Genomic DNA, 13,647 nt, shown 5'->3' with positions numbered 1-13,647 from the left:
ATGGCTAAGAAATTAGAAATTACCCTCACGCGTAGTTTGATTGGTCGCCCTGAGAATCAGCGCGTTACTGTTAAAACGCTTGGTTTGCGCAAAATGCACCAAACCGTTGTACAAGAGGACAATGTAGCTATCCGTGGGATGGTTAACAAAGTAAGTCACTTGGTAACTGTTACTGAAATAGAAGCATAATTGAAGATTTTTGAATAAGGAGGTGTCGACATTGAAACTTCATGAGTTGAAGCCTGCAGAAGGTTCTCGTAAAGTTCGTAATCGCGTGGGTCGTGGTATTGGTTCTGGTAATGGGAAAACATCTGGTAAGGGACATAAAGGTCAAAATGCTCGTTCTGGCGGAGGAGTTCGTCCAGGATTTGAGGGGGGTCAAAACCCACTTTATCGTCGTTTGCCTAAACGCGGTTTTACAAATCGTACTCGTAAAGAGTATACGGTCATTAACCTTGATACACTTAACCGTTTTGACACTGGTACTGAGGTTACACCTGAACTTCTTATTGAGTCTAAGGCGATTAAGAATGTTAAAACTGGTGTAAAAGTACTTGGAAACGGTACGCTAGAGAAAAAGCTAACTGTGAAAGCAAACAAGTTTTCAGCATCAGCAGTAGAAGCTATTGAGGCAGCTGGCGGAAAAACCGAGGTGGTTTAATGTTCCGGACGATCTCCAACATTTTCCGAGTGGGTGATTTGCGCCGTAAGGTCATATTCACCCTTCTTATGCTCATTGTTTTTCGGATCGGAAGCTTTATCCCAATTCCAGGTTCAAATAGTGAAGTGCTTACGTTCTTTGATGAGGCGAATGCATTTGGCTTTTTGAACACGTTTGGGGGAGGGGCTCTTGGTAACTTCTCGATTTTTGCAATGGGTATTATGCCATATATTACAGCTTCCATTGTTGTTCAATTGCTTCAAATGGACGTGGTGCCAAAGTTCACCGAGTGGGCAAAGCAAGGTGAAGCTGGGCGTCGTAAGCTGGCACAGGTAACTCGTTATGGAACGATCGTTTTAGGTTTTGTTCAAGCACTAGGGATGTCAATTGGTTTCAACTCTTTGGCACCAGGGCTGATTCAGAATCCTGGCGTAATGACGTATTTGTTTATTGCGTTGGTTTTGACAGCTGGTACAGCTTTTCTTATGTGGCTGGGTGAGCAAATCACCGCTAATGGTGTTGGTAATGGTATCTCTATTATTATATTTGCAGGTATTGCAGCCGGTATTCCAAACGGTCTGAATCAGATCTACTCATCACAGATCGAGGGCGCAGGCGATCAGCTGTTCTTAAGCATTGTAACAGTGTTGGTACTTGCAATAGCCGTTCTTTTGATTGTAGTAGGAGTAATTTTTGTACAACAGGCCTTACGTAAGGTCCCTGTACAATATGCAAAACGACAAGTGAACCATCGTGCAACCTCGGGTGGTCAATCGACCCACTTACCATTAAAGGTAAATGCAGCTGGGGTTATTCCAGTTATTTTCGCTTCGGCCCTGTTCTACTTTCCAGCAACGATTGCCGGATTCTTTGGAACAGATAATGCCACTGCGCGAGTGATTGTGGATATTTTTACTCCAAGTAACCCATACGGTGCGGTGATCTTTGTTGCGCTAATTATTGCTTTTACGTATTTCTATACATTTATTCAGGTTAACCCTGAGAAAATGGCAGAGAATCTTAAGAAACAAGGTGGATATATCCCTGGAATCCGTCCTGGAAAAACCACACAGACTTACTTAACACGCATTTTATACCGTTTGACCTTTGTTGGTTCTATCTTTCTTGCGACAGTTGCTATTATTCCTGTTATTTTCATTCAAATTATGAACTTACCAGAAGCTATTCAAATTGGTGGTACTGGACTGCTAATTGTAGTAGGTGTAGCACTTGATACAATGAAACAGATTGAGGGACAATTAATCAAACGTTCGTATAAAGGCTTTATTAAGTAACATGCTTCGGGGTTTATACCCCGTTCGCTTGTTGTCGGGAGAACGGATGAGAGGGGACTCGTAATGAATCTAATGTTAATGGGACTGCCGGGTGCCGGTAAAGGTACTCAGGCAGAAAAGATCTCCAAGAAATATGATATACCTCATATTTCGACAGGAGACATGTTCCGTGCTGCAATCAAAAATCAAACGGAGTTGGGGAAGGAAGCTAAATCCTATATGGATGCTGGTAACCTGGTTCCCGATGAAGTAACAATCGGTATCGTTCGCGAACGATTGTCTGAGGATGATTGTGCAAAAGGTTTTCTATTAGACGGCTTTCCGAGAACAGTTGCTCAAGCCGAGGCTTTAGAAGAGATTCTAGCTGAACAAGGTCGTACGCTTGATTACGTACTCTATGTTCATGTTCCTGAGCAGCTACTGATGGATCGCTTAACCGGTAGAAGAGTATCTTCTTCTGGTCGTACGTATCATGTGCTATTTAACCCACCAAAGGTTGAAGGCAAAGATGATGTGGACGGAAGTGACCTGATTCAACGGGAAGACGACAAACCAGAAACCGTTAAAAAGCGTCTAGAAGTTAATATTGCACAAACACAGCCGCTTATTGACTTCTACACTGAGAAAGAGTATCTTCAGACGATAGAAGGAGATCAAGAGATTGGTCAAGTGTTTGAAGAAATTGATTCCCTGTTAAAGAGACTGCATGCATGATTATCATTAAGACCGATCGGGAAATTGAAATTATGCGCGAAGCTGGAAGAATTGTGGCTTTAACTCATCAAGAGCTTAAACCTCATATGAAGCCAGGTGTCACTACAGGTGAACTCGATCAAATTGCTGAGAGATTTATCCGATCTCACGGAGCAGTTCCTTCTTTCAAAGATTATAACGGATTTACAGGCAGTGTATGTGCTTCAGTAAATGAGGAGCTGGTGCACGGTATTCCGGGTAAGCGGGTTCTGAAGGATGGCGATATCATCAGTGTTGATATTGGTGCCTATTATAATGGTTATCATGGTGACTCAGCTTGGTCGTATGCCATTGGCTCAGTCAGTGAAGATGATAAACGGTTATGCGAGGTCACGGAAGCAGCGCTGTACAGTGGTTTGGAGAAGGCAAAGCCTGGTGCCAGACTATCAGATATTTCCCATGCGATTCAGAGCTATGCCGAGCCTCTTGGATTCTCGATTGTAAGAGAGTATGTCGGGCATGGTGTCGGGCAAGACTTACATGAAGGTCCACAAATTCCGAACTACGGCCCACCTGGAAAAGGGATTCGCCTTAAAAAAGGAATGGTTCTCGCAATTGAGCCAATGATTAATGCTGGTTCAAGGTATGTGAAAACCCTTGAAGACAACTGGACCGTTGTTACCGTAGATGGCAAGAAGTGTGCTCATTATGAACATACAATTGCAATAACAGATTCAGGCTATGAAATTTTGACAAAACCATAATTTTCTAAGGTGATTAGTCGATTCTAAGCTCGTTTAATGTTATTATAGGAATGTTAGGGGTTTTTTGTTTTAAGTGGCTATGCCTCTTAACACGAAACTTGCTTAAATGAGGAGAACGTACCAGTTTTTATAGACAAGATTTACTGAAGGGAGGAACCTTAGTACATGGCTAAAGAGGATGTTATTGAAGTAGAAGGAACGGTTATTGAACCTCTTCCGAATGCGATGTTCCGTGTAGAACTCGAAAATGGTCATAAAATCCTCGCTCACGTATCAGGGAAGATTCGAATGAACTTCATTCGTATTCTGCCAGGAGATAAAGTCACCATTGAACTTTCTCCATACGATCTGACACGTGGACGAATCACTTATAGGTATAAATAACATCAAACAAGCATAGGCGTAACCTTGGTTACTGCTGTGCGCTTCCTTACAGGAGGGGGTTATCTGTTATGAAGGTCAGTCCATCCGTAAAACCAATTTGCGAAAAATGCAAAGTCATTAAACGCAAAGGTGTCGTAATGGTCATTTGTGAAAATCCGAAACACAAGCAAAAACAAGGTTAATTTCTAAGGAGGTGCAAAACGTATGGCACGTGTTGCAGGTATTGATATTCCGCGTGATAAGCGAGTAGTCATTTCTCTTACTTACGTATTTGGAATCGGTAAAGCTAAAGCTTCTCAAATTCTTGCACAGGCTGGTGTATCTGAAAATACACGAGTTCGTGATCTAACAGAAGAAGAGCTTGGTAAAATCCGTGAAGCATTAGAAGCTCATCAAGTTGAAGGGGATCTTCGTCGTGAGGTTTCACTAAACATCAAACGTTTAATTGAAATTGGTTCATACCGAGGCATTCGCCACCGTCGTAGTTTGCCAGTACGTGGGCAAAACTCTAAAAACAACGCTCGTACACGCAAAGGTCCACGTCGGACTGTAGCGAACAAGAAGAAATAAGTAAAGGAGGTCGAGGATAACTATGGCTAAGAAAACGAATACTCGTCCAAAGCGCCGGCAGAAGAAAAATATTGAATCTGGTGTGGCTCACATCCGCTCTACATTCAATAACACGATTGTGACAATCACAGATACACAAGGGAACGCGATCTCTTGGGCTAGCTCTGGAGCTCTTGGTTTCAAAGGGTCTCGTAAGTCAACTCCATTTGCTGCACAAATGGCTGCTGAAGCAGCTGGTAAAACAGCAATGGAGCACGGAATGAAAAGCATTGAGGTTTCTGTTAAAGGTCCTGGAGCTGGTCGAGAAGCTGCAATTCGTTCTTTACAGGCAATTGGGCTTGAAGTTAACATGATTAAAGATGTTACTCCTGTTCCACACAACGGCTGCCGTCCACCAAAACGTCGCAGAGTGTAACGGAATCACTCATTTGTATAGATTTCCTGTAAGTGTCAATAATGGATGAGACAATCACAATCCGATTGACCTGAAGGTGAAAGTTTGGATTGACCTAAAGGATGAAGGTTTTAGGCAATCCTAGCGGTCTACCTTAGTTCGACGTTTTGAAGGAGGGTTTGTTTAATGATCGAGATTGAAAAGCCAAATATTGAAACGGTTGAAGTTAGTGAAGACGCAAAGTACGGGAAATTTGTAGTAGAGCCACTTGAAAGAGGATATGGAACAACACTGGGTAACTCGTTACGCCGTATTCTATTATCCTCTCTTCCAGGTGCTGCAGTAACTGCTGTTCAAATTGATGGAGTACTACATGAATTCTCAACGATTGAAGGCGTTGTGGAGGATGTAACCACGATTATCCTAAACCTAAAGAAGCTAGCTCTTAAGATCTACTCTGAAGAAGAGAAGACACTTGAGATCGACATTCAAGGTGAAGGTGTTGTAACAGCTGGTGACTTAACACATGACAGTGATGTTGAAGTACTTAACCCTGATCTACACATTGCAACGCTGACTAAAGGTGCTAACCTGCACATGCGTCTTCTAGCAAAACGTGGTCGTGGCTATGTATTGGCTGATGGGAATAAGAATGACGATCAACCGATTGGTGTTCTTCCTATTGACTCTATTTACACTCCTGTTGCACGTGTAAACTATCAAGTTGAGAATACGCGTGTCGGTCAAGTGACTAACTATGATAAACTAACCCTTGATGTTTGGACAGATGGAAGCACTCGTCCCGAAGAAGCTGTTGCTCTTGGTGCTAAAATCCTAAACGAACATCTCAATATTTTTGTTGGTTTAACAGACCAAGCACAAAATGCTGAAATCATGGTTGAAAAAGAAGAAGATCAGAAGGAAAAAGTACTCGAGATGACGATCGAAGAGTTAGACCTTTCTGTTCGCTCTTATAACTGTTTGAAGCGTGCTGGTATTAATACCGTTCAAGAGCTTACGCACAAAACAGAAGAAGACATGATGAAGGTTCGTAACCTTGGTCGTAAATCATTAGAAGAAGTTCAAGAGAAATTGGGCGAGCTTGGTTTAGGTCTTCGTAACGAAGAATAAACCAGCCCGGACCGTTTTTTGAAGTATCTTCTTTGCCCATAGCAACCTTTTACAAAGCAGAACCATGTTTTGTTAGGTGATTTTTTTCATGTTAAGGACTTCTGCTGCATGCAGCAGGTTTAAAGGAGGGGAAACATAATGGCATACGCAAAACTTGGTCGTGATAGTGCTGGTCGTAAAGCATTATTCCGTGATCTAGCTACAGATCTAATCATCAACGAACGTATCGAAACAACGGAAGCAAAAGCGAAGGAGCTTCGTTCAATCGTTGAGAAAATGATTACTCTTGGTAAGCGTGGAGACTTACATGCTCGTCGTCAGGCAGCTGCATTCATCCGTCGTGAAGTAGCAGACGCTGAGACAAACCAGGATGCAATTCAGAAGTTATTCTCTGATATCGCACCACGCTATGAAGAGCGTCAAGGTGGATACACTCGTATTCTTAAAATTGGACCTCGTCGTGGAGACGGCGCACCAATGGTTTACATCGAGCTTGTTTAAACCAAAGAATCGATCATAAAGCGACTAAGGGCAGAAGAGACTGTGAGCATGAATGCTCTGACTCTATTGCCCTTTTTTGTATACAAAAAAACGGGGGGTGGCTGATGTCATGCTGCTCAACATGAAAGATGTGAGTTTTACCTATAATCAGACGACTGCTCCCGTCTTAACAAACGTGTCACTGACTCTTTCAAAGGGGGAGTGGGTAGCCGTAGCAGGGCAAAATGGTTCTGGTAAGTCAACCCTTGCCAAACTACTAAGTGGTCAGCTTCTCCCTTCTTCAGGCTCACTTACGCTAGATGGAGAAGCCCTTGGTCAGCTAGAACTTCGCAGGCGATGTGGATACGTATTTCAGAATCCAGATCATCAATTTGTGGGCGCAACGATTTGGGATGACTTAGCGTTTGGACTTGAAAATTATACAGTGTCACGCGAGGATATGCTCGAGAAGATAAACACCTATGCGACACTCTTTGATTTGCAAGATTTACTGGATAAAGCACCCCACCAATTATCAGGCGGGCAGAAACAGCGTGCTGCTCTTGCTGGAATGATGGTGCTTGAACCAGAAGTTATTATTCTAGATGAAGCGACAAGCATGCTTGATCCAAAAGGCAGAGAAGATGTTTGGCAGGCCCTCCAGCTAGTAAGAAAACAAGGGGTCACCATTGTTATGATTACGCATGACATGGAGGAAGCATGTTTGGCAGACCGGCTTGTCGTCATACATCAGGGTTCAATTAAGGTGGATGGTAGACCCGCTGATGTGTTTGATTTACGAGAATTGATGCAGGAAACAGCGCTAACGCCGCCATTTTCAGTAGAAATTCAACATGGTCTTGCCGATGAAGGTCTTCTCCTAAAGGATCGATGTCACAATGAAGAGGAACTGGTAGAGCAGCTATGCAACTATCATTTAACCACGTAACACATACCTATATGCCCAGCACCCCCTTCGAGCAACATGCTTTACAGGACGTGACCCTATCGATCCCTTCTGGAAGCTTCTGTGCTATCATTGGACCGACCGGGTCTGGTAAATCAACATTGGTTCAGCATGTGAACGGTCTCTTACGACCGAGCTCGGGTCATGTTCAAGTTGGGCCATTTACGCTCACAGCTCAAAAGCGAAAGACCGCACTTAATGAACTCAGACGTACAGTTGGTTATCTTTTTCAATATCCCGAGCATCAGCTGTTTGAAGAGACTGTCGAAAAAGAAATGATATTTGGACCGTTGAATTTTGGCGTGCCAAAAGCAGAAGCAATCGAGCGTGCCCAACAGCTTCTTCCGGCTGTGGGACTGTCTGAGGAGCTATTGTCAGTCTCTCCATTCCAGCTATCCGGTGGGCAAATGCGAAGAGTAGCCATCGCGTCCATTCTCGCCCAGCAGCCAGAAGTTTTGATACTCGATGAGCCAGCAGCTGGACTCGATCCACTAGGTAGAAGATCCATGCTTCAGCTTCTGTATGAACACCATCAGAAGCGAAAACAAACAACCTTGCTGATAACGCATCATATGGAGGATGCGCTTCAATATGCGGACCACATCATTGTGATGAATAAAGGTACCATCTGGAAGTCGGGCCGTCCTGAAGACGTATTTGCTGAACCAGAAGAGCTAATGAAGGTTGGTCTCCAGCTTCCTGAGACCATTCGTTTTATGCAAACGTTTATGCAATCGACTGGAGTGGCATCTGTTCCGATGCTAAAGACAAGAGCTGAGGTTATTGCTTATCTTACAAGCTATTTACAGAGAGCAGAAAAGGGTGGGGTATAGTGGCTTATTCTATCATTGGGCAGTATGTGCCTACGAATTCCATCATCCATCGCCTTGACCCACGATCCAAAACCATTGCGGTGTTTGTCCTAGCGATTGTTGTTTTTATGGCTGGGAATTTCCCCGCGTTACTAGCAATGCTAGGTGGAGCCTTTGTACTGGCTGCTATTACACGTATTCCTGCTCGTTTTTTTGTGAGGAGCCTGAAGCCGGTCCTCATTCTCGTAGGATTCTTTTTTATCTTTCATCTATTCTTTACGCAAGAAGGGACAGAGCTTGTTTCACTTGGTGCTCTGACACTATATTCAGGGGGAGTCACAAAGGGATTATTTGTTTCTTTACGGATCTTAACATTGGTCTTATTTGCCTCATTTCTTACTCTTACTACAAGAACCGTTGATTTAACGAATGGTTTAGAGAAACTGCTTTCCCCTTTAAAACGTATCAAGATCCCAACGTCAGAGTTTGTCTTAATGATGATGATTGCGATGCGCTATATTCCGATCCTGATGGAGGAAACAAAAAGACTCAGCATGGCCCAGGCCGCGCGAGGTGCAGATATAACAAGCGGCACCATCCTTTCACGTATGAAGGCTTTAAACCCTCTGTTACTGCCACTTATTGTTCAAAGCTTTAAACAGGCTGAAACGATGGCTCAAGCAATGGAAGCCAGAGGCTATCGTATGGGAGCGGAGAGGACTCAGATTCGGTTGCTAACATGGAAAAAAGCAGATACATGGACACTTGTTTTTACAGGAATGATAGCAGCTATCATTCTAATCACTAGGAGTTAGGAGGGATCTTATGCAGAGAGTGGCATGCAGGATAGAGTATATCGGTACCGGTTTTTCTGGCTACCAAGTACAGCCTAATGGACGAACAGTGCAAGAAGAGCTTGAAGCAGCACTGAAGAAGCTGCACAAGGGACAGCCTGTACATGTCTCTGCCTCTGGCCGAACAGATGCAGGAGTGCATGCCAAAGGACAGGTCATTCATTTTGATAGCCCGCTGACGATCCCTTCGCTCCGGTGGTCAAAGGCTGTAAACCCATTACTACCTGCTGATATTCGAGTAAGTGCCAGCCAGCATGTGGCTACTAACTTTCACGCTAGATATTCAGCTGTAGGTAAGCAATATCGCTACAAAGTAACAAAGCGGGAGGATATCTTTCTCAGAAATCGTGCTAGTTTTGTTCCAACATCTCTTAATGTGACTCACATGAGGGCAGCGGCAGAACATATTCTGGGTACCCATGATTTCAGCTCCTTTTGTGCAGCTAATACCTCTGTCGTTGATAAGGTGCGAACGGTGACCCAGTGTGACATTGTTGAGGATGATGAAGAACTAACATTTATTCTAGCTGGTAATGGCTTTTTGTATAACATGGTCCGCATTGCTGTGGGCACATTACTTGAGATTGGAGCTGGAAAGCGTGCCCCTGAAGACATGCAGCATATTATCGCTGCCGAAGATAGAGGAGCGGCAGGCAAAACAGCTCCTGCTCATGGCTTATATCTATGGTCTGTAGGCTATGCTCAGCCTATGTTTACCAGTGCAGAAAAAAGATGAAACACCCGGCAGAGTTTTTATTATATTGTGTTGACTTTGCTAGCTAATTATTATATGATGTTAAATGGTAATTCTTAAGACCCACAAGCCCCGGGTTACGGAATGGTCATGTAACTTAACATTTTATTGTAAGAGTACTGAATAGAATCATGTTCTTAGGAGGGACAATCCATGCGTACAACATATATGGCTAAGCCAGGTCAAGTAGACCGTAAATGGCTAATTGTTGATGCTGAAGGTCAAACACTTGGTCGTTTGGCTTCTGAAGTTGCGTCAATTCTTCGTGGTAAAAACAAACCAACGTTCACACCTCACATCGATACTGGTGACCACGTGATCGTTATCAACGCTTCAAAGATTGAACTAACAGGTAACAAATTAAACGGTAAGATCTACTACCGTCACACAAATCACCCAGGTGGTCTTAAGCAAACAACTGCTAACGACATGCGTAACAACAAGCCTGAGCGTATGATTGAACTAGCTGTAAAAGGAATGCTTCCAAAGAATACTCTTGGCCGTGCTCAAGGTATGAAGCTTCACGTATATGCAGGTAGCGAACACAAACATCAAGCACAGAAACCAGAAGTTTACACACTTCGCGGTTAATCGATTAGGAGGGTATTACTTTGGCTCAAGTACAATATTACGGCACAGGTCGTCGCAAGCACTCAACTGCACGTGTACGCCTTGTTCCCGGTGATGGAAATATCGTAGTAAACGGTCGTTCTCTAGATGAGTATTTTGGTCTTGAAACACTAAAGCTTATCGTTAAACAACCACTTGTTGAGATCGATGTTGTTGGACAATATGATGTACACGTAAACGTAGACGGCGGTGGATTCACTGGTCAAGCTGGTGCTATTCGTCACGGTATCTCACGTGCACTTCTTAAAGTAGATCCAGAAAACCGTCCAGCTCTTAAATCTGCTGGATTCCTGACTCGTGACGCACGTATGAAAGAGCGTAAAAAATACGGTCTTAAAGCAGCACGTCGCGCACCTCAGTTCTCAAAACGTTAATATACTGGTTATATCAATGTTTCCCCTCTTTGCTCTTGGAGCAGGGAGGGTTTTTTGGTTCATGTTGGTTCAAATCGGCTTGAAGTTTATGAAAGACTTAACAGATTTAAAGCATCTGCATTTTGCTGGTGCTTTTTTCTGGCATAAATTCTAGATAGTCATTTCCACAAATGCAATTGTTCTGTGAATCAGTTCGTTACCATCTTCTTTTACATTGTTATGTTAAAATTGATTGTAATAAGACTTTTATCGAATTGTAGTTATAGATAGATTCCGCCTATGACATATTATAAATAGCGTATTAATGAGGAGGGTTATCAAAATGGATAAAAATAAAAGCATAGAAATACAACGTTCTTCAAAAGCAGAAAACATTCTATCTCAGATCAATAGTAAAACGAAGCTAGGAGACTTACGAAAAATCGCGAAAGAAGTAAAAAAAAATCATGAACTAGCGATGGAGCTTTGGTCCACGGAAGAATTTTTGCCCAGGCTATTAGCCATTTTAATTATGGATAAGACGCTTCTTACACAAGATGAGCTAGATGAGCTTGATAAGGATATGCAGACTCACACATTGGATGAGCGAAATAACTTAATGGATTGGTTAATGGCTAATCAGCTCACCAAAACTAAGAAGAATATTGCATTGATAGAGTCATGGCACAACAGTCCTTCTGCTCTTCAAAGGCGGGTTTTCTGGTATTATCAAGCGAGATTAAGATGGACTGGACAAACACCACCCGATAACACTGAAGAATTGCTAGCTGCAATAGAAGCTACTATTACGCAGGAAGAACCGGAAGTTCAATGGGCTATGAATTTCACCGCAGGCTGGATCGGCGTGTATGGTGAAGAGTTTCGTGCACGTTGTATGAAAATAGGGGAGAATACAGGTCTTTACAAAGGTGACATGGTATCAAAAGGATGTACTCCTGATTACTTGCCGGAGTTCATTACGATTGAAGTGAACAAACGAATGAATAAGTAGGTACCACTAAAAAAATTCATCAGGGTTTGATTTGAAATCATATCAAAATCCTTGAAACAATTAGTACTCATGTAATTGTTTCAGGGATTTTTTATATTCAGATAAGACCCTTCTATCTGGAAATTGGTGGTATCTTAAGTTAGTATAAATAAATAGAATGGTTCTAGATGTTAGGAATAAAACATCAACTTGTTCAATTGATTAAAAATTTGGAGAGTGAAGAAAACGATGAGGTTAAGATTCATATTATTTTTAACGACATTTATATTACTAGTGGGGTGCAGTTCAGAAGGCACATCCAATCATGCTACTAGCAATAATGATGAAGAGCAAAGTGATGTTTTAACGGAGAAAGACCTATTTGAAAGTTTGTTAGTAGAAGCAAATAAGTATACAGACAGAATGTTAAAAGACGGGAGTTTTATAATAGGTATTGATAAATCAGGTGATTATGATCTTAGATCAGAAGAAGATGAAGTTGAGATACATATGTTGGAGACATCAGTAGAAACAGAGTTTGAAAAAGATGAACAGGATTATGAGTTACCTAATGGCATGAAAGGAACATTGGGTGATATGGGATATAATTACAAAAGCTTTGTACATTACGATGATGGTATGAAAACAGAGATACGATTGGGTGAAATGGAAATAGAAGATGCGAAGAAAAAATTAGATGCTTTGGAATTTAGGGATGAAGATTTAACAGAGGATGAATTAAAAGAAGCGTTGGGTTTTTCTTATGAGGATGTTAAATTTTTTGATAATCATGAATCAGCTTACAATGTCTCAGAATTATGGATTAGCCATGGAAGCTTAAACACATTTTCAGTGAGATATCGCAATCCGGATGCGGGCGAATATGATGCGATTGATATAAGTGTAACTGCGGAAGAATTTGAAATACGAGATTATATAGATATAGAAAATAAAACGACTAACCAGGGTAAAGATGTAAAGATGATAGATGACGGATTATATGTAGAATGGTTATGGGAAGACGATGATTATTTCTATGGAATAGCTGGTAATTATGACGAAGATGATGTGGAAAAAAAAGAATATAACTTAGAGGTTATCGATCAAATGATCAAGAAGTATGGTGAATAATTATATGCTTTACCGAACAGTCATGGCATCAGAGTTAGCTTTCAAGCACTGTATGCTTGAAAGCTTTATTAGATTACAGTAAGAGAAGACCCAGTCATTCCTGAAGACCCTAAGGACACAAAAGAACCTACCGATCCCAAAGATCCTAAGGACATAAAAAAGAACCCAATCAATGTGACCGATGGCGGAGCATCCGAACAACCACCTGTTAAAAAAGGCGGACAAAAACTACCAGAAACTGCGATGAATCTCTATGTGTATTTATTGGCAGGAGTTTTACTTATCATAAGTGGTGTGGTCTTCCTCTTCATAAAAAGAAGAAAAGCTAAATCGTTATCGTAGAGAGTTACATGAAAATATTTAAATTAAACGACTCTCACCTATTTAGGATGAGAGTCTCTTTTTGTGTGTGGACAGAGCAAAGCAAAATCTACAGAGTTAAATTCTATATCATCAGTAGTCATTTAGATGACCATCAACATACAAGCTGACGAAAATTGAGTGCCAACACCTGCGGGATGAAAAGGAGGTCACTGAAAAACGATCTTTATAAAACTGCGAACGTTCTTCAATTGTTTAAGTCAGAGCATTAGCGGAAGGAGAACCCGTAGACTCCTGCGGAACAGAACGCGTCTGAAGACATCGAAGTGGTGGTTTTCCACTTTGAGGGCTGAGGCCGTTCTTGCGGGTGCTAGGGTTCTCCTGTAGCGGCGCCATTCAGATCGCTCTTACATGACTTTTTCAGTGGCCTCGATAAAAAGGTTCATTGAGATAGATCGACGT

Annotated in this window: 20 protein-coding genes; all 20 read left to right on the top strand. The window is 42.1% G+C overall.

Features of this window, described 5'->3' with window-relative positions; translation table 11 throughout:
* The 20 genes from rpmD to FN960_RS23380 all read left to right on the top strand — a co-directional run bounded on the left by rpmD (position 1) and on the right by FN960_RS23380 (position 13,206).
* Positions 1-189, top strand: coding sequence for a 50S ribosomal protein L30 (gene rpmD / locus FN960_RS19270; protein WP_143850507.1), 189 nt, complete (start codon positions 1-3; stop codon positions 187-189).
* Between the two features lie 31 nt (positions 190-220).
* On the top strand, positions 221-661 hold the full coding sequence (gene rplO, locus FN960_RS19265) for a 50S ribosomal protein L15 (RefSeq protein ID WP_143850506.1): 441 nt from the start codon (positions 221-223) through the stop codon (positions 659-661).
* Positions 661-1,956, top strand: coding sequence for a preprotein translocase subunit SecY (secY, locus tag FN960_RS19260; RefSeq protein ID WP_143850505.1), 1,296 nt, complete (start codon positions 661-663; stop codon positions 1,954-1,956). The genes rplO and secY overlap by 1 nt, the downstream gene beginning before the upstream one ends.
* A gap of 63 nt (positions 1,957-2,019) precedes the next feature.
* Entirely contained in the window at positions 2,020-2,670 is a 651-nt protein-coding gene (locus tag FN960_RS19255) for an adenylate kinase (protein ID WP_143850504.1), read from the top strand.
* The gene (gene map / locus FN960_RS19250; RefSeq protein WP_143850503.1) at positions 2,667-3,413 is read left to right on the top strand and encodes a type I methionyl aminopeptidase; all 747 of its coding nucleotides are present in this window, start codon (positions 2,667-2,669) and stop codon (positions 3,411-3,413) included. The genes FN960_RS19255 and map overlap by 4 nt, the downstream gene beginning before the upstream one ends.
* 165 nt (positions 3,414-3,578) lie before the next feature.
* Positions 3,579-3,797, top strand: a complete 219-nt coding sequence (infA, locus tag FN960_RS19245) for a translation initiation factor IF-1 (protein WP_143850502.1) — start codon at positions 3,579-3,581, stop codon at positions 3,795-3,797.
* Between the two features lie 68 nt (positions 3,798-3,865).
* Positions 3,866-3,979, top strand: a complete 114-nt coding sequence (gene rpmJ, locus FN960_RS19240) for a 50S ribosomal protein L36 (RefSeq protein WP_143850501.1) — start codon at positions 3,866-3,868, stop codon at positions 3,977-3,979.
* A 22-nt stretch (positions 3,980-4,001) separates the two neighbouring features.
* The gene (rpsM, locus tag FN960_RS19235; protein ID WP_143850500.1) at positions 4,002-4,367 is read left to right on the top strand and encodes a 30S ribosomal protein S13; all 366 of its coding nucleotides are present in this window, start codon (positions 4,002-4,004) and stop codon (positions 4,365-4,367) included.
* A gap of 22 nt (positions 4,368-4,389) precedes the next feature.
* On the top strand, positions 4,390-4,782 hold the full coding sequence (gene rpsK / locus FN960_RS19230) for a 30S ribosomal protein S11 (protein ID WP_143850499.1): 393 nt from the start codon (positions 4,390-4,392) through the stop codon (positions 4,780-4,782).
* A 165-nt stretch (positions 4,783-4,947) separates the two neighbouring features.
* Complete coding sequence (locus tag FN960_RS19225; protein WP_143850498.1) at positions 4,948-5,892, top strand: DNA-directed RNA polymerase subunit alpha; 945 nt, start codon at positions 4,948-4,950, stop codon at positions 5,890-5,892.
* A 138-nt stretch (positions 5,893-6,030) separates the two neighbouring features.
* Complete coding sequence (gene rplQ, locus FN960_RS19220) at positions 6,031-6,393, top strand: 50S ribosomal protein L17 (RefSeq protein ID WP_143850497.1); 363 nt, start codon at positions 6,031-6,033, stop codon at positions 6,391-6,393.
* A 109-nt stretch (positions 6,394-6,502) separates the two neighbouring features.
* Positions 6,503-7,321 carry an energy-coupling factor transporter ATPase gene (locus FN960_RS19215; RefSeq protein WP_143850496.1) on the top strand — a complete coding sequence of 273 codons (819 nt, stop codon included), beginning with the start codon at positions 6,503-6,505 and terminating at the stop codon, positions 7,319-7,321.
* The gene (locus FN960_RS19210; protein WP_143850495.1) at positions 7,297-8,172 is read left to right on the top strand and encodes an energy-coupling factor transporter ATPase; all 876 of its coding nucleotides are present in this window, start codon (positions 7,297-7,299) and stop codon (positions 8,170-8,172) included. Before FN960_RS19215 ends, FN960_RS19210 begins: the two co-directional genes overlap by 25 nt.
* On the top strand, positions 8,172-8,966 hold the full coding sequence (locus FN960_RS19205) for an energy-coupling factor transporter transmembrane component T family protein (RefSeq protein ID WP_260682073.1): 795 nt from the start codon (positions 8,172-8,174) through the stop codon (positions 8,964-8,966). Before FN960_RS19210 ends, FN960_RS19205 begins: the two co-directional genes overlap by 1 nt.
* Before the next feature lie 10 nt (positions 8,967-8,976).
* Entirely contained in the window at positions 8,977-9,741 is a 765-nt protein-coding gene (gene truA, locus FN960_RS19200; protein ID WP_143850493.1) for a tRNA pseudouridine(38-40) synthase TruA, read from the top strand.
* Between the two features lie 171 nt (positions 9,742-9,912).
* Positions 9,913-10,350, top strand: a complete 438-nt coding sequence (gene rplM / locus FN960_RS19195) for a 50S ribosomal protein L13 (protein WP_143850492.1) — start codon at positions 9,913-9,915, stop codon at positions 10,348-10,350.
* Positions 10,351-10,370: 20 nt separating this feature from the next.
* The gene (rpsI, locus tag FN960_RS19190) at positions 10,371-10,763 is read left to right on the top strand and encodes a 30S ribosomal protein S9 (RefSeq protein ID WP_143850491.1); all 393 of its coding nucleotides are present in this window, start codon (positions 10,371-10,373) and stop codon (positions 10,761-10,763) included.
* Between the two features lie 322 nt (positions 10,764-11,085).
* The gene (locus tag FN960_RS19185) at positions 11,086-11,754 is read left to right on the top strand and encodes a DNA alkylation repair protein (RefSeq protein WP_143850490.1); all 669 of its coding nucleotides are present in this window, start codon (positions 11,086-11,088) and stop codon (positions 11,752-11,754) included.
* A 216-nt stretch (positions 11,755-11,970) separates the two neighbouring features.
* On the top strand, positions 11,971-12,864 hold the full coding sequence (locus tag FN960_RS19180; RefSeq protein ID WP_143850489.1) for a hypothetical protein: 894 nt from the start codon (positions 11,971-11,973) through the stop codon (positions 12,862-12,864).
* A 174-nt stretch (positions 12,865-13,038) separates the two neighbouring features.
* A complete protein-coding gene (locus FN960_RS23380; RefSeq protein WP_143850488.1) occupies positions 13,039-13,206 on the top strand; it encodes an LPXTG cell wall anchor domain-containing protein in 168 nt (55 codons plus the stop codon).
* Positions 13,207-13,647 lie beyond the last annotated feature (441 nt).

The organism is Alkalicoccobacillus porphyridii, from assembly GCF_007293315.1.
Lineage (GTDB): Bacteria > Bacillota > Bacilli > Bacillales > Bacillaceae_D > Alkalicoccobacillus > Alkalicoccobacillus porphyridii.
Note: the sequence above shows the minus strand (reverse complement) of the source record. Positions and strands in the feature narration are given on the sequence as shown.

Bases quoted from the DNA above. Each gene is read 5' to 3' on its own strand.
- rpmJ (WP_143850501.1), top strand. From the start codon at position 3,866: ATGAAGGTCAGTCCATCCGTAAAACCAATTTGCGAAAAATGCAAAGTC.
- FN960_RS19210 (WP_143850495.1), top strand. From the start codon at position 7,297: ATGCAACTATCATTTAACCACGTAACACATACCTATATGCCCAGCACC.
- secY (WP_143850505.1), top strand. From the start codon at position 661: ATGTTCCGGACGATCTCCAACATTTTCCGAGTGGGTGATTTGCGCCGT.
- infA (WP_143850502.1), top strand. From the start codon at position 3,579: ATGGCTAAAGAGGATGTTATTGAAGTAGAAGGAACGGTTATTGAACCT.
- FN960_RS19185 (WP_143850490.1), top strand. From the start codon at position 11,086: ATGGATAAAAATAAAAGCATAGAAATACAACGTTCTTCAAAAGCAGAA.
- rpsK (WP_143850499.1), top strand. From the start codon at position 4,390: ATGGCTAAGAAAACGAATACTCGTCCAAAGCGCCGGCAGAAGAAAAAT.
- FN960_RS19215 (WP_143850496.1), top strand. From the start codon at position 6,503: ATGCTGCTCAACATGAAAGATGTGAGTTTTACCTATAATCAGACGACT.
- FN960_RS19255 (WP_143850504.1), top strand. From the start codon at position 2,020: ATGAATCTAATGTTAATGGGACTGCCGGGTGCCGGTAAAGGTACTCAG.
- rpmD (WP_143850507.1), top strand. From the start codon at position 1: ATGGCTAAGAAATTAGAAATTACCCTCACGCGTAGTTTGATTGGTCGC.
- rplQ (WP_143850497.1), top strand. From the start codon at position 6,031: ATGGCATACGCAAAACTTGGTCGTGATAGTGCTGGTCGTAAAGCATTA.
- FN960_RS19225 (WP_143850498.1), top strand. From the start codon at position 4,948: ATGATCGAGATTGAAAAGCCAAATATTGAAACGGTTGAAGTTAGTGAA.
- rpsM (WP_143850500.1), top strand. From the start codon at position 4,002: ATGGCACGTGTTGCAGGTATTGATATTCCGCGTGATAAGCGAGTAGTC.
- truA (WP_143850493.1), top strand. From the start codon at position 8,977: ATGCAGAGAGTGGCATGCAGGATAGAGTATATCGGTACCGGTTTTTCT.
- rplM (WP_143850492.1), top strand. From the start codon at position 9,913: ATGCGTACAACATATATGGCTAAGCCAGGTCAAGTAGACCGTAAATGG.
- map (WP_143850503.1), top strand. From the start codon at position 2,667: ATGATTATCATTAAGACCGATCGGGAAATTGAAATTATGCGCGAAGCT.